The 16,800-nt window shown below is 47.5% G+C and carries 16 protein-coding genes and 1 other RNA gene; 11 read left to right on the plus strand and 6 right to left on the minus strand.

Annotation, left to right across the window (positions count from 1 at the left end; genetic code table 11):
• On the minus strand, nt 1-546 hold the full coding sequence (pyrR, locus tag HC229_RS01550; RefSeq protein ID WP_191018673.1) for a bifunctional pyr operon transcriptional regulator/uracil phosphoribosyltransferase PyrR: 546 nt from the start codon (nt 544-546) through the stop codon (nt 1-3).
• 164 nt (nt 547-710) lie between these two features.
• Here pyrR and HC229_RS01555 point away from each other — a divergent pair, with 164 nt between their 5' ends.
• From HC229_RS01555 to HC229_RS01565, 3 genes are all read left to right on the plus strand, one after another.
• Nucleotides 711-2,141: a sensor histidine kinase gene (locus HC229_RS01555; protein ID WP_191018674.1), complete on the plus strand. Its 1,431-nt coding sequence runs from the start codon at nt 711-713 to the stop codon at nt 2,139-2,141.
• 85 nt (nt 2,142-2,226) lie between these two features.
• On the plus strand, nt 2,227-2,394 hold the full coding sequence (locus tag HC229_RS01560) for a hypothetical protein (protein ID WP_191018675.1): 168 nt from the start codon (nt 2,227-2,229) through the stop codon (nt 2,392-2,394).
• Nucleotides 2,395-2,451: 57 nt separating this feature from the next.
• Nucleotides 2,452-5,229, plus strand: coding sequence for a T9SS type A sorting domain-containing protein (locus tag HC229_RS01565; protein ID WP_191018676.1), 2,778 nt, complete (start codon nt 2,452-2,454; stop codon nt 5,227-5,229).
• A gap of 158 nt (nt 5,230-5,387) precedes the next feature.
• On the opposite strand, the gene HC229_RS01570 is transcribed toward HC229_RS01565, so the two are convergent.
• Entirely contained in the window at nt 5,388-7,004 is a 1,617-nt protein-coding gene (locus tag HC229_RS01570) for an ABC-F family ATP-binding cassette domain-containing protein (protein ID WP_191018677.1), read from the minus strand.
• Between the two features lie 158 nt (nt 7,005-7,162).
• Between HC229_RS01570 and HC229_RS01575 the strand changes: the two genes are divergently transcribed.
• Together HC229_RS01575 and HC229_RS01580 are read left to right on the plus strand one after the other, a co-directional pair.
• Complete coding sequence (locus HC229_RS01575; protein ID WP_223845490.1) at nt 7,163-8,608, plus strand: TlpA family protein disulfide reductase; 1,446 nt, start codon at nt 7,163-7,165, stop codon at nt 8,606-8,608.
• Between the two features lie 86 nt (nt 8,609-8,694).
• Nucleotides 8,695-9,012, plus strand: a complete 318-nt coding sequence (locus HC229_RS01580) for a hypothetical protein (RefSeq protein ID WP_191018678.1) — start codon at nt 8,695-8,697, stop codon at nt 9,010-9,012.
• 130 nt (nt 9,013-9,142) lie between these two features.
• Here the strand turns inward: HC229_RS01580 and fsa are convergent, their stop codons facing one another.
• Together fsa and HC229_RS01590 are read right to left on the minus strand one after the other, a co-directional pair.
• Entirely contained in the window at nt 9,143-9,802 is a 660-nt protein-coding gene (gene fsa / locus HC229_RS01585; protein ID WP_191018679.1) for a fructose-6-phosphate aldolase, read from the minus strand.
• Nucleotides 9,803-10,040: 238 nt separating this feature from the next.
• Complete coding sequence (locus HC229_RS01590) at nt 10,041-10,841, minus strand: SDR family oxidoreductase (protein WP_191018680.1); 801 nt, start codon at nt 10,839-10,841, stop codon at nt 10,041-10,043.
• Between the two features lie 165 nt (nt 10,842-11,006).
• Between HC229_RS01590 and HC229_RS01595 the strand changes: the two genes are divergently transcribed.
• A complete protein-coding gene (locus HC229_RS01595) occupies nt 11,007-11,252 on the plus strand; it encodes a DUF3276 family protein (protein WP_191018681.1) in 246 nt (81 codons plus the stop codon).
• A gap of 404 nt (nt 11,253-11,656) precedes the next feature.
• On the opposite strand, the gene ffs is transcribed toward HC229_RS01595, so the two are convergent.
• Nucleotides 11,657-11,755, minus strand: an RNA gene (gene ffs / locus HC229_RS01600) — signal recognition particle sRNA small type.
• Between the two features lie 89 nt (nt 11,756-11,844).
• Between ffs and HC229_RS01605 the strand changes: the two genes are divergently transcribed.
• The 3 genes from HC229_RS01605 (at nt 11,845) to HC229_RS01615 (ending at nt 14,774) form a co-directional block, all read left to right on the plus strand.
• On the plus strand, nt 11,845-12,894 hold the full coding sequence (locus HC229_RS01605; protein ID WP_191018682.1) for a glutaminyl-peptide cyclotransferase: 1,050 nt from the start codon (nt 11,845-11,847) through the stop codon (nt 12,892-12,894).
• A 149-nt stretch (nt 12,895-13,043) separates the two neighbouring features.
• Nucleotides 13,044-13,895, plus strand: coding sequence for an alpha/beta hydrolase (locus HC229_RS01610; protein ID WP_191018683.1), 852 nt, complete (start codon nt 13,044-13,046; stop codon nt 13,893-13,895).
• Nucleotides 13,896-14,066: 171 nt separating this feature from the next.
• Nucleotides 14,067-14,774: a carboxypeptidase-like regulatory domain-containing protein gene (locus tag HC229_RS01615; protein WP_191018684.1), complete on the plus strand. Its 708-nt coding sequence runs from the start codon at nt 14,067-14,069 to the stop codon at nt 14,772-14,774.
• A 92-nt stretch (nt 14,775-14,866) separates the two neighbouring features.
• On the opposite strand, the gene HC229_RS01620 is transcribed toward HC229_RS01615, so the two are convergent.
• The gene (locus tag HC229_RS01620) at nt 14,867-15,460 is read right to left on the minus strand and encodes a hypothetical protein (RefSeq protein ID WP_191018685.1); all 594 of its coding nucleotides are present in this window, start codon (nt 15,458-15,460) and stop codon (nt 14,867-14,869) included.
• A 99-nt stretch (nt 15,461-15,559) separates the two neighbouring features.
• Between HC229_RS01620 and HC229_RS01625 the strand changes: the two genes are divergently transcribed.
• Together HC229_RS01625 and HC229_RS01630 are read left to right on the plus strand one after the other, a co-directional pair.
• The gene (locus HC229_RS01625; protein ID WP_191018686.1) at nt 15,560-16,150 is read left to right on the plus strand and encodes a hypothetical protein; all 591 of its coding nucleotides are present in this window, start codon (nt 15,560-15,562) and stop codon (nt 16,148-16,150) included.
• A complete protein-coding gene (locus HC229_RS01630; protein WP_191018687.1) occupies nt 16,147-16,659 on the plus strand; it encodes a PsbP-related protein in 513 nt (170 codons plus the stop codon). The genes HC229_RS01625 and HC229_RS01630 overlap by 4 nt, the downstream gene beginning before the upstream one ends.
• Nucleotides 16,660-16,800: the final 141 nt, after the last annotated feature.

Below are 16,800 nucleotides of genomic sequence, written 5' to 3' on the forward strand. Positions count from 1 at the left end.
CTAATTGTTGTTGTTTACGAGGTACACGATGTCTTCCCCTTCGTTCTCGACCCAATTTACCCTGACTTTATCGTCGTTGATGGAATCCACCTGTCGTCCGCGGTAGTCGGGCTGTATCGGCAAATGCCGGCTGAAGCGCCTGTCGATGAGCACCAAAAGTTCCACTTCGCTCGGACGTCCGAACGATTGCAAAGCTGTAAGTGCCGCATTGATGCTGCGCCCGGTGTACAGGACGTCATCCACAAAAATCACTTTCTTGTTTTCAACGATGAAATCGATGCGCGTCGTATTGGCCTCGAGCGGTTTTTCCCTGCGTCGGAAATCGTCGCGAAAAAAAGTGATGTCGAGATAACCCAGGTTTACTTCCTTGACGCCGTAATGGCTTTCCAGCATCGTTTTGAGACGGTCGGCGAGAAAGGAGCCGCGCGGCTGGATTCCGATAAGCAACGTTTGGGAAAAATCAAGATGCTTTTCAATGAGTTGGCAAGCCAGGCGATGCAGGATGATATTGACTTCCTTTGAGGTGAGCAATACTTTCTGACCCATAATGAGGAGTTGTGTTCGGGGCGTAAAGTTAGTTTTTTTTCAAGTGTTGCGGGCAATTTTTTAAGCAGATTCGGAAATGAGTTTTTAACACTTGTGATAATTCTCTACCTTCGCGCAGCGCTTTCCGATACCGGATGCGCAACGATATCCCAAATCGCGCTCAATTGGACAACATCAGGACCAACCGCATCCGAATCATCTTCATCTCGTCCGCAGTATTGCTGTTGTTGTTGTCGGTGCTTTCATATTACAGGATCAATTCCCTCCACAAAACTTCGGAACTCGTCACCCATACGACCCAGGTAAAACTCGATCTCGAAAACATTTACACCTCTGTATCCGAGGCCGACTCGCGCATGAGAGGTTTCATTCTTACCAAAGATTCCACCTACCTCAGGCGTTTCGAGACGAGCCTTAACATATTGGAAATCCAAACCGACAGTCTCGAGAGCCACATCGCCGACAATTATTCCCAACGCACCAACCTGATAAAACTCAGGCAAACCGTCAAGAAACGCCTCGATTACATGCACTTTTTGCTCGGCCAGTCCGGAAGCAAAAAAATCGATACGCCCCAGTGGCTGGAAGCCCGCAAGATCATGACCGAGCTGCGCACCGTGATCAACCACATGAGCACGGAAGAAGACATGTTGCTCAAATTGAGGCGGGCGACCTTAAGCGAAGAATTGTTGGTAACGCCTTTGTTCACGGTATTTCTGACGGTTGCCGCACTGTTGGTCCTCATCGCTTCCTATCTTATGGTAAACCGCGAACTCAGTACGTCGAACCTGCTCCGGAACGATCTCGTCAAAAGCCAGGAACAGTTGCAGGAGCGCAACGCCATGCTCGAGGAACGCAACCTGGCGCTCGATAAAATGAATAAGGAGCTCGAGTCATTTACCTATATTTCAAGCCACGACTTGCAGGAACCGTTGCGAAAAATGCAGACGTTCATCAGCAGGATAATGGATAAGGATAGCGAGCAATTGTCCGAGACGGGCCAAAATTATCTCAAACGCACCCAGGATGCCGCCAATCGTTTACAGAACCTGATCCAGGACTTGCTTGCCTATTCGCGCGTGAACAAGGAAATTTTTCCGTCGAAGGACGAAGACCTCTTTTTGTTGGTCAATGAGGTGAGGGACGACCTTAACGAGGAAATCCAGGCTTCGGACGCCCTGATCGAAGTGGCCGGCAAGAAACAGGTGCGCATCATCACCTCACAATTCCGACAACTCCTGATCAATTTGGTATCGAACGCCATAAAGTTTACGGCACAGGGTACGCGCCCGCATATCGTCATTACACATTCGCAGGTGGAGGAATTCGAAATTCCCGGCTCGAGAAAAACCGATGCGAAATTTTCCAAAATTACCGTTTCCGATAATGGCATCGGGTTCGATGAAGCCTATAAAGACCGGATTTTCGAAGTGTTCCAGCGCCTCCACACCAGGGAAGAATATTCCGGCACGGGGATCGGGCTTGCCATCGTGAAGAAAATCGTCGAAAATCATGGCGGTTACGTAACGGCAGACGGACAACCGGGGAAAGGCGCTACTTTTACGATCTATATTCCGTCGGGCCAACCGGAATAATTCTGCAAAATATCTTGCGAATACTGTAAAGGCAAGCCATGGCACTTTTGTGACCTTTGTAAGGAAACCTAAAAACAACTTAGCCATGAAACGTTTTTCACTTTACTCCACCTTAATCGTAATATTAGCCGTCACGCTGACCAGCTGCGAATTGATCGGCGATATTTTCCAGGCCGGAATGGGCGTCGGGATTTTTCTGGTGATCGCAGTGATCGCCGTCATCATCTGGATCATTTCGCGATTCCGGAAATAGGCCGTCACGAGGTTTCTCAATGTGAAATTTGGCTATCTTTGCAAAAATTTCGTTACATTGAGAAAACTCTATTTTTTACTGCTGCTTGCAGGATTATCGGCTCACACGCAAAACTATCAGTTTGACGAGGCATTCAATCCGCTTAACAACCCGTCGTATTCCCAATACGTGGGCGTGAATGCCGTGCCCCTGACAACGGGAAAGTTTTATTCGGTCGATATCGGGTACAATACCGTAGATTATAAAATCATGAGATTCAATGCAGACGGCAGTAAGGATGATACTTTCACTCCTATTGTTCCGCCTGCCGGATCGGGTTCTGCCAAGATTGCGGCCAATAGTTCCAATTCGGTCATTACGGTTCGCTTCGGCAACATCGCGATGTTTGATGCCAACGGGCAAGCCGTTCCAACATTCAACCCTCCGCTTTTAGAGCCACTCGGCGAATATTTTGACGATTTCCTACATGCCATTTATCAGAACGATGGTAAAATATTGCTGTACGGAACGCTGAAATCGGTAAACGGGACATTGAGTCGCGGCATGGCCAGGCTTAACGCAGACGGCTCGCTTGATACGTCATTTTCAGTAGGGACGGGTTTCAACCATTACGTTCACAGCGTGAAGCAAATGTCCAATGGCAAATATATTGTGGTTGGAAGATTCACGGCGTATAACGGCGTCGGTAAGTACAAAATACTGAGGCTTAACGCCGACGGCAGCCTCGACACAACATTCCACAGCCCGGTCACCATTGGCACGGGCGGAAATGTAAACACGGGTTTTGACCATGAAATCCGCAATGTTGCCGTACAGGCAGACGGGAAGGTAATCACAACCGGAGGCATCTATTACCTGAACGGCACACTCTACAGCGGTGTAATCCGGCTCAACCAAAACGGCACACGCGACACCAGCTTTGTCATTCCGGTACAATACAAATCGGTTCTGTTCGACAATATAACGATTCTCCCCACCGGCGCAATACTGATAAATGCAGGCGTCGGAATTTTAAAGTTGACTACTACAGGCGCGCTTGATCCGACATTTTTGCACAATATAAACTTCAAGCAAACTGGTGCGACCGCAGGCGACCGTAAAATGTATGAGCTCGCGGACGGAAAGATTTTGTACAACCGCACCTATACCTCGAATAGCGGCATTACGCGTATGTTCATCCACCGGTTGCTCGCCAATGGCACGATGGATATGACCTTCAATCCCTCCAACGCCGGAAATGGCGGAATTTACGGCACATATTCCGCTGTTCCATATTCCGGCGGCAGTGCAGCGGCATTGTCGGACGGGAGATTGCTGATTTGGGGACGGAACACTTCATTCAACGACCAATCTTGCGGCAATGTCGCCAAACTTACGGAACAGGGCGAACTCGATCCATCGTTCAGCCTTGACACCCAGCTTACATTTACGAATGGGGCTTCCCTGACAAAAATAATCGAACAATCTGGCGGAAAAATAGTCGTGATGAGCAACGCGCAGCGCACCGCGACCGATGGCCCTCCGATTCCTTTGCCGGTAATGCGGCTGTCGTCTGACGGAATGCTTGATCCCACATTTAACTTTACGTTTGCCAATACTTCCACCAAATTAGTTTCGACCTCAGGTGATAAACTTCTTGCGAGCGGTACCGGATCAGGGTTCGAGCAACCGGCACCATCCAGCGGTGGTTATCGTATCCTGAGATTCAATGCCGACGGATCGCCCGACGCGGGATTTAACTGCCCGTGGATTCCGGCAGATGCGGGCTTGCGTATTTTGGGTGAGGTAAACGGTAAGATCTATTTGGTCGAGCTTTCGACATTTGTAACTTACTATAACCGTATCCACAGGCTCGACTCAGAAACCGGCGCATTGGACACGACGTTTCCGTTTACGGTTTGCCAAACCGCGTTTTTGCAGCCGGACGGAAAATTGCTTGTAAAACAAGGTGTGTCGGGAGCAGGCCCCATGTTTCGCAGATTGAACGGGGACGGAACCCTTGACCCATCTTTTCATCAAAGTCCGGTAAGCCATTACACGGTGTTTGCTTGTCTTGAAAACGGAAAAACAATCCTCGAGCTGCCGGTCGGCACTTCTGTTACGCTACCGTCAGCGTTCGACGGGCACGTTACCCAAGGGATCGTCGTGCTCGATGAGAACGGGAATTTCGAACAGACGTTTTGTGATAAGAGAGATGTTAGCCTGTCGCTTCAATATTGTAAGAATCTGATAGTTTTCTACGACGGGGAAACAATAGACGGCCATTCACAACACAGCATTGTGAGGTATTCAGACGGTGCATCGGACCTTGTACCCGCCCCTACCGGCGAGGCCAAACAGTCCTTTTCAACCGGCGCCACATTGGCCGACCTCGCGGTGACAGGCGAAAACATACAATGGTATTCTACCCAGAATATTTGCCTGTCCAATGTTACCGGCCGGAACGCAACTGCGAGTATTGTGGCTTCGAACGCGATCTTGCCAATTAGCACTTTACTTACCGACGGCACGACATATTTTGCCTCACAAACCGTTGATGGCGTCGAAAGCTTTTACCGGTTGGGAGTTACAGTGGAATCCCAGCTTTCTGCTCCGGATGCCGTTCGTAAAAATTTCATAATATACCCCAACCCTGCCGGGAACGAGTTGCACGTCGATTCTGAAGAAGGTATCGATCGCATTGAGATTCTGAATTTGCTCGGGAACCTGCTTTATTCGGCAAACGTTTCAGGAGGCAACGCGACCATTTCCACAGCGTCGCTTTCAACTGGGATTTACATCCTGAATGTCCATCGTAACGGGCAATCGCAACAGACAAAGTTCATAAAAAAATAAAAAAATCCCGATTCTAAAATCGGGATTTTTTTGTATCATATCATCACTGAAGCGATCAGAGCACCAGTTTTTGTTACCAGACAAAGTCGAACTTCAAACTTTAAACCTTAAACTTCAAACCTTAAACTTTAAACCTTAAACTTCAAACCTTAAAACCTCTACGCATACATCTTCCCTCTCAACTCCTTTATTTTTGGATCATCGAGATAGTCATCGAAGGTCATGTAACGGTCGATGACGCCTTTTGGAGTAAGTTCCAGCACGCGGTTCGCGACCGTTTGGGCGAATTCGTGGTCATGCGTCGTGAACAATACCGAACCTTTGAAGTTCTTGAGTGAGTTGTTGAACGCCGTGATCGATTCGAGATCGAGGTGATTCGTCGGTTCATCGAACATCAGGACGTTGGCGCGCTGCATCATCATTTTAGACGTCATGCACCGCACTTTTTCACCACCTGATAAAACGCGGGCGGATTTGAGCGCTTCCTCTCCTGAAAAAATCATCTTTCCGAGAAAACCGCGAACATAGACTTCGTCTCGCTCCTCTTCGGTCTTGGACCATTGGCGCAACCAGTCGACAAGATTCAGGTCGACTTCGAAATACTCATGGTTGTCGACGGGTAAGTAGGCCTGGGTTGTCGTGATGCCCCAGTCGAACGTGCCGGCATCGGCTTTTTGCTTTCCGTTGAGGATTTCATAAAACGCGGTCGTCGCACGCGAATCCTTGGAGAACACGACGATCTTGTCGCCTTTGGCCATATTCAGATCCACGTTAGTGAATAGCGCTTCACCATCGACCGAAGCCGCGAGATCCTTGACGTTCAATATCTGGTCGCCTGCTTCGCGCTCCTGTTCCCAGATAATGGCCGGATAGCGACGGGAAGACGGCTTGATATCCGATATATTCAACTTCTCTATCATCTTTTTACGAGAGGTTGCCTGCTTTGATTTGGCTACGTTTGCGGAAAAACGTCGGATGAACTCCTCGAGCTCCGCCTTTTTCTCCTCGGCCTTCTTGTTTTGCTGGGCGCGCTGTTTGGCCGCCAACTGGCTCGATTCGTACCAGAACGTATAGTTTCCGGAATAATGGTTGATCTTCCCGAAGTCGATGTCCGAAATGTGCGTACAGACGGCGTCGAGGAAGTGACGGTCGTGGGATACGACGATCACCGTATTTTCGTAATTGGCAAGAAAATTCTCCAACCACGTAATCGTCTCCAAGTCGAGGTCGTTGGTCGGCTCATCCATGATCAGCACGTCCGGGTTCCCGAAGAGCGCCTGTGCAAGCAACACCCTGACTTTTAGCTTGGCGTCAAGATCGCCCATCAATGTGTAATGGTGTTCAGCGCTGATGCCAAGGTTGGACAACATCGTGGCCGCGTCAGAATCGGCGTTCCAGCCGTTCATTTCTTCGAATTGCACCTGGAGTTCGCCGATACGGTCGGCATTCTTGTCGTCATAGTCCGCGTAAAGCGCATCCATCTCGGCCTTGACCTTGAACAGCGTCTTGTTGCCCATCATGACCGTTTCCAGGACGGTATGTTCGTCGAACATGTTGTGGTTCTGGTTGAGCACCGACATACGCTTGCCCGGCTCGAGGAAAACATGGCCGGAAGTAGCGTCGAAATCGCCCGAAAGTATTTTGAGAAAAGTTGATTTTCCAGCACCGTTGGCCCCGATCACGCCGTAGATGTTACCATCTGCAAAGACGGTATTTACCTCGTCGAACAAGATCCGTTTACCAAATTGTACCGATAAATTATTTACTGTTAGCATCTTGAGTAATGGCTTTTAAAAAATGTTGCGCAAAAGTAGCAAAAAAAACGCGGCTAACCTTTATCGCAACCCGCTAAAAATGGGCAAATTACATTTAACTATGCCTTAACAAATTCTTTAAGTCCGCGCGCATATTTTTGTTGCACATCCCTTGATTTATGCCAGATTTGAAAGTGTTTCGCACATTAGCCGTTTTGTGCGCCCCAATGTTGATGATGATGTCGTGTGACAAGAAGTACGGACGCAAGGATTACACCGCTTATTTTGGAGGCGAAGTGCAAAATCCGGTGACGCGTTACGTGTTATTTTGCAAGGACGGACAAGTGATGGACACGATTCCGCTCAAAAGCGACAATACTTTTTTCAAGACGTTCGATTCACTTGCTCCCGGATTGTATTCGTTCCGACACGACCCGGAATACCAATATGTCTATTTCGACAAAAACGACAGCCTGATGGTGCGCGTCAATGCCCGCGATTTCGATGAGTCGATCGTTTTTTGCGGACGGGGCGACCAAAAGAACAATTTCCTGATGGAAATGTACCTGCGCAACGAATCCGATAAAAACCAATTTTACCCTATCTTCGACCTTGACGTAAAAGGTTTTGAAAAGGCTACCGATTCTTCGTATTTGGCATCCCAGGCGTTTTACGAGAAGAAAAAGTCCGAGATCCAATGGAATGAAGACTTCGACAAGTTCGCCAAGGCGGCGCTCGATTTCCACCATTTCGCCAAGAAGGAAATTTATCCGACGGTCCACCGCGTGCGAACCGGCCAGGATCTTACCGACGAAATCCCGGAGTCGTATTACGCCTTCCGAAAAGACGTCGATTTCAACGACAAAGAATTGTCCGCATATGCGCCCTATTTGAATTATTTGTCCCATATGCTGGGAAATATGGCTGCCATCAACTATCACAACCACTTCACCGAGGCCGATCTCGCGCTCAAGACCAACATCAACAAAATCCAGATCGCCGATACGCTGATAAAGGATGAAAAAGTCAAGAACGTCATCCTGAACAATATTGCGTTCACCTATTTGCTCGAAGACCAGAATATCGAGAACAATCATAAGTTCCTGGAGATTTTCCACAAGTATTCGACCGATGACGACAAGAAAAACGAGATCAGCAAAATCGGACAGGCGATCCAACGTCTGAAAACAGGAAGCACGCTGCCGGAAGTGGATCTCGTCGGCCTCGACGGGAAAACGATCGCTTCAGGCTCATTCACAGGCAAAAAGACCGTATTCTTTTGCTGGACGGAAAAACTTGAATCGCATTTTACCGCGGCGCATAAAAAGGTAATGGACTTTAAAATGCGTCATCCCGAATACCAGTTCGTCGCAGTCAACGTCGACGACGATCCCGAGAAATGGGCCGAAATCCTTTCCCAATATAGATTTCCCGGCGTCCTGGAAACCCGTTGTTCCGATTTCGAGGATGTGAAGGACAAATGGGCGATCACCAAGATTCACCGCACGATAATCGTAAATGCGGACGGCACGATCAGGAATGCGTTCGCCAACCTCTTTGATGTTAATTTCGAAAAAGAACTCGAAGACGGTTCTTTTGAACACGCTGTAACAATCAATAATTAATAATTGTATTACATCAGGGTGTGTTTTGCGCTGTCAGTTATTAGTTAGCGTGAAAAATTTTGGAGTATAAAACTAATCCTGACATTATGAAGAAAATTACACTGTTACTGCCGATCATCGTCGTTTCGTTTTTTTGTCAGGGACAAGTCCCAGTGCATTCGGAATCGTTATTGGATAAAAAAATCAGGTTCACCTCTTTACCGTCAGCCAAAACAGAAAATGTTTTTAAAACTCGGGCGGAAATCGAAAAAACTCATAAGGTGGTAGCGGTCATGCCTTATGAAAATTTAGGTACGACAAAATTCAAACTTCAGCTGCAGAGCGCCGAAAAAGGAACATTTTATTACGACTACGATCCAAGATACGACCAACGCTATATTTTGGACGTTGTTGGAAGTTTATAACCAGGCATGACGAGGTCCGAACCTACCTATCGGCACCATCATCCTCAAAGCAAAAACAAAAAGGCAGATTCTGATGAATCTGCCTTTTCACTTTCCCAATAATTATTAATTGTTGATTCTCAATTATCAATTACGATTTATTTCCTTTTTGGTAGTCAGCCACAAATTGCGCCAAACCAATGTCCGTCAACGGATGCTTGAGCAACCCGAGGATAGCCGACAAAGGCCCGGTCATCACGTCCGCACCGATCTTCGCGCAATTTACGATATGCATCGTGTTGCGAACCGAGGCCGCAAGGATTTCGGTCTCATAACCGTAGTTGTCATAGATTTCGCGGATTTCGGCAATCAGGTTCAAACCGTCCGTCGAAATATCGTCCAAACGCCCGATGAAAGGCGAAACGTAGGTCGCTCCGGCTTTCGCAGCCAAAAGCGCCTGTCCCGGAGAGAACACCAACGTAACGTTCACTTTTATCCCTTTGCTGGAAAAATATTTACAGGCGCGGACGCCGTCCTTGGTCATTGGCAATTTCACCACGATGCGCTCGTGAAGTTCGGCAAGTTCCTCCCCTTCCCTTATCATGCCGTCATAGTCGACCGAATTGACTTCCGCACTCACGTCGCCATCCGAAATATTGCAGATGTCGACATAGTGCTTGAGGATGTTGTTCGTTCCCGTGATGCCTTCCTTAGCCATAAGCGAAGGGTTCGTCGTCACGCCGTCGAGCACGCCAAGTTCCTGGGCTGCCTTGATTTCACTGAGATTAGCGGTATCGATAAAAAATTTCATATATAAGAAGATTATTGTGTGTTTATATTTGGGCGTTACGGCGGCTGTCTTTCATTTGGGTCAATCAACCTCCGGATTTGCCGCCGTCGGGCTTTCCACTGCTATCGGTTTTGCGGCCTCCGCTGCGCTGCGGCCGCAAAACCAATATCCGTTGCAATCCCTAACGCGTACTGCGAAAGTACGACATATTTCCCAACCGATACCAATGGCAACAACACCTCACAAAAACGCATTTCACTTACAGTCGATAGTGTTTCATCAGCATCTTTTCGTACGTTTTATCGGGAAGGATACGCTTCAACACGATAGAGAACTTCGATAAGAAAGGCCCTACCTTATAATGTATCTTCGGATCTGGCGTGTTGATGATCTTCTCGATCTCATACGCTACCATTACGGGATCGTCACCGCCGCTTACCTGCTGGTTGATCAGCTCAAGCGTTCGCCCATAGACTTCGGCATAAGCCGACGCAGGCGACAGTTCGGTGTAATAACGCCTTGAGGCAATATCGGTTGCGAATTCCCCGGGCGCCAGGTTGCACACTTTTATACCGAACGGCCTGACTTCCATGCGAATGGCTTCCGATAGCAGTTCCAAAGCGCCCTTCGAAGCGGAATACGCGGCCCTAAACGGCAATCCCGTATAACCCGCAATCGAGGTGATGTTGACGATATGCCCCGCCCCTTGCCTTCTCATATGCGGAATCACAGCTTTCATGACCTCTACCGGACCGAAAAGATTCGTCTCGAAATGCTTTCGTATCTCGTCTCCCGGAATTTCTTCCAGCGGCCCCATGATGCCAACGCCGGCATTGTTGACCAGGACGTCGATACGGCCGGCGATTTCGATAACTTTCCCAACGCAACGTCCTATCGTTTCGGGTTGGTTGAGATCAAGCGCCAGCAACGGAAATGGGGAATTCAACACCTTTTCCGGATGGCGGCTCGTGCCAAAAACGTTGTATCCTTTGTGAAAAAGGTATTCACCTATCGCTTTTCCAAGCCCCGACGAAGCGCCGGTAATCAATATGGTTTTCATTGCCTCATAGAGTTTTCCTATCGCAAAAGTCCGAATAATTTTCTAGAAATGCCTTTATTGGCTGCTCTCTTAGAAATACACATTTAACTTTTTTTACAGAAAATCTGTAACGAAGGTCGGTTTGGCAATTTTAAATTTGGCACAAGACACCTGAATTTTTAAGCCATGTCCAACAAAGAAATCTTTACCAAAAAAATCAAAGCGGGTTCGCGCACGTATTTTTTCGATATCCAGGAAAGCAAATCGGGCGACCTTTACCTTAGAATTTCCGAAAGCCAAAGGCAAAATGCAAAATTTGAGCACCGCAGGGTCATGGTATTCGAGGAAAACGTCGACAATTTTGTGGAAATGCTCAACTATGCGTTCCGGAAATTCAAATCGTTTCAGTCAAAAAAAACCAAGGCGAACTAGAAGAATTCTGTTCAGGAAACCGTTTCAGTCTCACGATTCGCTGCCTGTCTAATCAGACTCGCACCTTCCTAACATAAACTAAGGCTTAAAACAAGTAAGGCCAGAAAATCCGTGACGTTTTGAGCAACATTCCACACGGCGGTAGTCAGCCGGGTGATTGGCCGATCAGAAATCATTGGCCGTCGGTTTTATACTGGGGATGCGCATCCGGCATACGCCCTGATTCCAGTAAGGTATGACGTAACTGCAAAATAAAAATCGGATCAGGTTGGGAGTTTGAAAGGCTAAGTTGCACTTTCCGGTTGGTGTCGCGACTTTTTGAGCCGATGTGACCAGCGTTCCCGCACACTGCTACGGCATAAAACAAAAAATCCCCAAAAAGGAGATCTCTAAATAAAAGAAAAAAATGGCAAGCGACCTGCGTCGCACCGCTACAACCACATACCCTTGCTATGTTCCCATCCTGGGGGATTCTGCAGGAGCTGGTCGCGCAGGACTTGCCGTTGCAAATATACAATCTTTTCGTATTTTCGCAAGTGAGCCACGTCAATAAATACGGTATGTGCGCCCTAAATCTGAAAAAAAAACTGATATGAAGTATAACGTTTTGGCTGCCATGTTTTTAGCTCTGGCAATGAACAGTTGCGACAATCCGAAACCGGGCGAAAAATTTTTCTCTTTCGACGATTCAAAGTTTAAGTCTACTTACAAAAACGGTGAAAACGTGTCGCTCGGGATCGAAAATCCGCAGGGAAAAGCCATCGACAGCATCGCGTATTTCGTCAATGGGAAAAGGACAGCTTCCGTTAAAGGTGGTGCAAAATCCGAATATGTGCTTACTAATGCCAAATTCGGATACCAAAACCTGAAAGCCATCGTCTATTTCGAAGGGGAAACTATCGGGCAGGAAATCGAAAGCCGTGTCGAAGTCGTTTCACATATTGAGCCCAGACTATTGAATTATACCGTCGTGCGCACCTATCCCCACGATACGGTTTCGTTCACCGAAGGCCTCGAATTTTACAACAATTCTTTATACGAAAGCACCGGGCAAAACGGCAAATCCTATGTGCGGAAAGTCGATTTGGCGACGGGAAAGGCATTGCTGCAAGCCGATCTCGAACAGCAGTATTTCGGCGAAGGCATCACCATTGTCAACCACCAGCTTTTTTACCTTACCTGGCAGTCGAACGTCGGTTTTATCTATGATCCCGAAACGCTAAAGCGCGTGAGCACATTTTCTTACGACAAAAAAATCGAAGGCTGGGGCATGACCAACGATGGAAAGGTCATCTATCAATCGGATGGAACCGAAAAAATCTGGACGATGGATCCAAAAACCCAAAAAATGCTCGATTTCGTCAATGTCTACTCGACCTCAGGCAAGATCAAGAGCGTGAACGAGCTAGAATATGTGGATGGGAAAATTTACGGCAATATTTGGCAAAAGGATGCCCTTGCGGTGATCGATCCGAAAACCGGAGCGGTCGAAGCTATCGTAAATCTCGTGAATTTGCGAAAGGAACTCAAAAATCCCGCGTCGGAAGTGCTCAACGGAATCGCCTACAATAAAAAGACCAACACTTTTTTTGTGACGGGCAAGAATTGGGATAAGATGTTCGAGATAAAGATTTTCGAGTAACTGATGATCGAACGTATGACCGGCTGCTGAACAAGTAATGAAAGCCAAAAACCAATGTGGAACGCTACAAAGCACAAAAGCAGGTTAAGAGCCTGCTTTTTTTGTACGTAAATGCGTAATTTATCGTTAGTTGATTAAAATTGTGAACCATGAAATCGTATATGACCTCCCTATTTTTCATTTTTCTGTTTAGTGTCGGATGCAATTCGAGCGACAGCCCGTCTGACGATGTGGCGAATTTGCCTGCGCGGGATATTGCGGGCGTTTCATACGGCAATGATCCCGAACAAAAAATGGACGTTTTTCTACCGGCTAACCGAACCTCGGCTACCAAAGTAATCGTCCTGATTCACGGAGGCGGCTGGAGCGGCGGATCCCGTGCTGATTTTGCCTACGCGGTTCCGTGGCTCAGGGCATTTTTTCCGAACCATGCCATCGTAAATCTCGATTACAGGTTAGGTACGCAGCAAAGCCCTGGTTTTCCAAAACAGATTGAAGATATCACAAAGGCGCTCGATTACGTCAAGGCGTCCGATTATCAGGTATCGGACGATTACGCGTTGATCGGAGCCAGCGCCGGGGCACATTTGGCAATGCTTTATGCATACGAATATGACCAGGAACAACAAGTCAAAGCCGTCGCCAGTATCGTCGGCCCTACTGATTTTACCGATCCGGCCTATGTCGGCAATCCGCTGTTCCAATACGGTTTGACCGCTTTGGTAGGCAATGCCAGTTATCAGTCCAATCCCGAGATTTTTATCGAAGTGAGTCCTAGAACGCACGTAACTGCGCAATCTCCGGCGACGATACAGTTCAACGGCGGACAAGATCCTTTGATTCCGGTAACCCAACAATCGCGTTTGAAACAAAAGCTCGACGAGGCCGGTGTCTACAACGAGGCTTATCTTTATCCGCAGGGCGGACACGGCAATTGGGACGCTGTCACGAATGCTGATTTCCAGGCAAAACTGGTCGCTTTTCTGCAAAATCATTTCTGATTCGGCATTCACTCCCAACTTTTTTAAGCGGATGTGCATCTAAACGATAAAGCACCGATCCAATGCGTTTTCCATAATTCGTTTAGCGCCCGACGCCCGTCATCGCGATACTCCGCAAGTCCGATGAAGTGTTTGGGCGCTTTCGTTTTGTTTAAATCCAACTCATTCGTCATGAAACATATCTCTATCCCTAAGCCCTGCCTTGAAAACTGGAACGCGATGACGCCTGTCGACCAAGGCCGGTTCTGCGCGTCATGCGAGAAAACGGTTTACGATTTTACCCGCTCGTCCGACACCGAAATCCTTAACGTCATGTCCGGTTCAGGCAACGTTTGCGGACGATTCCTGAAATCCCAGCTCGGGCGTGAACTCATCGCACACAAAGAAAAATCGAGTTCGTGGGCAATCGCGGCATCGGGAATCCTGGGAATGTTATCGGTCGCATCGGCTCAGGCGCAAGCAGAGAATCCATCTGCCGTTCTTATGATTGGCGAATCTTTTTCGGAAGTTGAAACGGCGAGCCAACCTACACTAAAAGGAGAAATCGACAATTCCCCAAGTTGGATTTCGGGCGTGGTTTCGGATCCGAGCGGACCACTGCCCGGCGCTATAGTAAAGGTCAAAGAAACGGGAGCCGGGACGCAAACCGACGTAGACGGAAAATATGCAATAGCAGTATTCGCCGGACAAACGCTAGAGTTTTCGTTTATCGGTCTGGCCGATGAGCACGTACGTATCGACAGTAGTAAAACCTGCGATGTACAACTGCGGGAAAGCGCTATCGGACTAGGGGAAATCGTGGTGTCGGGAAAAAGCGTCTTTGAACGTCCTAATCTCGTGAAGCGGACCTACTATCGCATTCGCAACTGGTTCAGATGATAACAAACTGAATCCGTACGTCCTAGATTTTAAACAATATCCGGATCCGATCCAACAAAAAAGCTCCCGTTTCCGAGAGCTCCGATTCAAATTTATTTTTTGGCGACGAACTTTTTGGAGCCCGCGTCGTAAACGAGCTTGGTTTGGGTCGATTTGTTTTTGAGTACGACCGTACCGTCCGGTTGCAATGCACACTCAAAGCCTTCCCTCCTCACCTTTTCCTGGGTTTCGGAAACGTATTTGTCCGAACTCAGGTAGACTTTTTCAGTTATATGGTTCGCGCTTTCGATATTGGCGAGCACTTTGGTCTTCGAATCCACATCGACGATCATAGTATGTTTTTGGGTGATGTCTTCAAGTTTCGATTTCGCATCGCCTTGTTTCTTTTTTTCCGTCCAGGTCACGAGATAGAGCTTGCTGCCGCCGCAATTGATCGACTTCAGCGCGACATCGGTCGGATCGCTCAATCCGTTGCGTCTAAGGTCTACGGTATCTTTTGAGGCCAACGTCAGAAATAAATCGTTTTTCACATAATTTACCGACATATTATCGGCGCTCGCCAATGCCTTAGGACCCGAAACCGCCGATTTTGCCTTGGCTTTTCCTTTGGTTTTCTTCGATTTTTGTGCCGTTGCGACCGAAGCGGACATCAGCAGCATCAGTGCAAAAAGGATGGTTTTTTTCATGGTTGTGTATTTTGGGCAAAATACGAAATTTCTCATAGGGCGAATGTTAATTTGTTACCTTCGGATTTCCAATTCCGGATTATCAAAAATCGTTTCATCATGAAGTTTTTCCTGCGCCTCAAACACTGGCAGCTTTTCCTGATCGCGTTTGCCATTCCTTTTTGCGTTTATATCGGCATTTTCGTGTGTTCGTTCGTTCTCTATCAGGATCCGACGTTGCTCTTGCAACTGTTTCCGCTAATCCTTGTCCTGTCGCTTTTCGGGCAATACGGATGGATTTTTAGCGTAGGCAAGCTATTGAACGCCCAACTTCCCAACGATGCCGGCCTAAAACTCGGGCATTTTTATTTCTTCTTCTTTTTTCCGTTGGTTTATATCTTCGTGTTCGCGTTAGGTGTAGGCTCGGTCTTTTCCGCTTCGCCCGAAATGATGGAGCCGCACTTGTTGCCGTTTCTGCTGCTCGTGGTCTTACCGATCCACTTTTTCGCGATATTCTGCATGTTCTACTGTCTTTATTTTGTGTCGAAAACCATTCGGTCGGTAGAATTGGGCAAGGAAGCCGTGCTCAGTGATTACATAGGCGAATTCTTCATGATCTGGTTTTTTCCTTTCGGATTATGGCTGCTCCAGCCGCGTCTTAACAAATTGATTTCCCAAAACGGGAACATCGAACAAACCACGATCGTATGAAAAAAGCGCTGATTTTACTGATGCCTCTTTTGTGTATTGGGGCAATTGCCCAACCGCAATGGAGCAAACACATCGATAAGAATCTGGGTATCGAGATTTCGTATCCTCGCGATTGGAAACCGAATTACAAAAACCCGAACAAATCCGTTTCGTTCACCGCCGCTAAGATCCGCAATGGCAAGACCTCCGCGTCCCTCTGGATACACATCAGCGACGTGCCTGGCAACGAAAGTCTCGATTCACTAACCTTGGATTACATGAAAACGCTGCGGTCAGATGGCAACTTGATTCATGGCGGGAACGAGCTTGTAATGGACGGCCGCAACGCTTATTCTTTTCATACATCCGTCGAAAATAACGACCAATCGAAGATTTCCGATTTTTATCTTTTAAAAACCGATTCCAAATTTTACATCCTCGCCCTTATCGTTTATCAACGCCGTGAGTACGATTCGTATAAGTCCGATTTCCAAAAAATCATTGAAAGCCTCAAAATCAACAATCCATAAAAAAACCGGACAGTTTCCCATCCGGCTCATTATCTAATTATCTGAATCAACTAATTATCTAATCATCTCAATCGACTCATTATCTAATCATCTCAATCGACCAATTATCTAATTATCTCAATCGACTCATTATCTAATCAT

Origin of the sequence: Flavobacterium selenitireducens, from assembly GCF_014748335.1 — a bacterium.
In the GTDB taxonomy this organism is placed as follows: Bacteria; Bacteroidota; Bacteroidia; order Flavobacteriales; family Flavobacteriaceae; genus Flavobacterium; species Flavobacterium selenitireducens.

Coding starts and splice junctions, on each gene's coding strand:
- pyrR (WP_191018673.1), bottom strand. CDS start 546: ATGGGTCAGAAAGTATTGCTCACCTCAAAGGAAGTCAATATCATCCTG.
- HC229_RS01560 (WP_191018675.1), top strand. CDS start 2,227: ATGAAACGTTTTTCACTTTACTCCACCTTAATCGTAATATTAGCCGTC.
- HC229_RS01570 (WP_191018677.1), bottom strand. CDS start 7,004: ATGCTAACAGTAAATAATTTATCGGTACAATTTGGTAAACGGATCTTG.
- HC229_RS01575 (WP_223845490.1), top strand. CDS start 7,163: ATGCCAGATTTGAAAGTGTTTCGCACATTAGCCGTTTTGTGCGCCCCA.
- HC229_RS01580 (WP_191018678.1), top strand. CDS start 8,695: ATGAAGAAAATTACACTGTTACTGCCGATCATCGTCGTTTCGTTTTTT.
- fsa (WP_191018679.1), bottom strand. CDS start 9,802: ATGAAATTTTTTATCGATACCGCTAATCTCAGTGAAATCAAGGCAGCC.
- HC229_RS01590 (WP_191018680.1), bottom strand. CDS start 10,841: ATGAAAACCATATTGATTACCGGCGCTTCGTCGGGGCTTGGAAAAGCG.
- HC229_RS01595 (WP_191018681.1), top strand. CDS start 11,007: ATGTCCAACAAAGAAATCTTTACCAAAAAAATCAAAGCGGGTTCGCGC.
- HC229_RS01605 (WP_191018682.1), top strand. CDS start 11,845: ATGAAGTATAACGTTTTGGCTGCCATGTTTTTAGCTCTGGCAATGAAC.
- HC229_RS01610 (WP_191018683.1), top strand. CDS start 13,044: ATGAAATCGTATATGACCTCCCTATTTTTCATTTTTCTGTTTAGTGTC.
- HC229_RS01615 (WP_191018684.1), top strand. CDS start 14,067: ATGAAACATATCTCTATCCCTAAGCCCTGCCTTGAAAACTGGAACGCG.
- HC229_RS01620 (WP_191018685.1), bottom strand. CDS start 15,460: ATGAAAAAAACCATCCTTTTTGCACTGATGCTGCTGATGTCCGCTTCG.
- HC229_RS01625 (WP_191018686.1), top strand. CDS start 15,560: ATGAAGTTTTTCCTGCGCCTCAAACACTGGCAGCTTTTCCTGATCGCG.
- HC229_RS01630 (WP_191018687.1), top strand. CDS start 16,147: ATGAAAAAAGCGCTGATTTTACTGATGCCTCTTTTGTGTATTGGGGCA.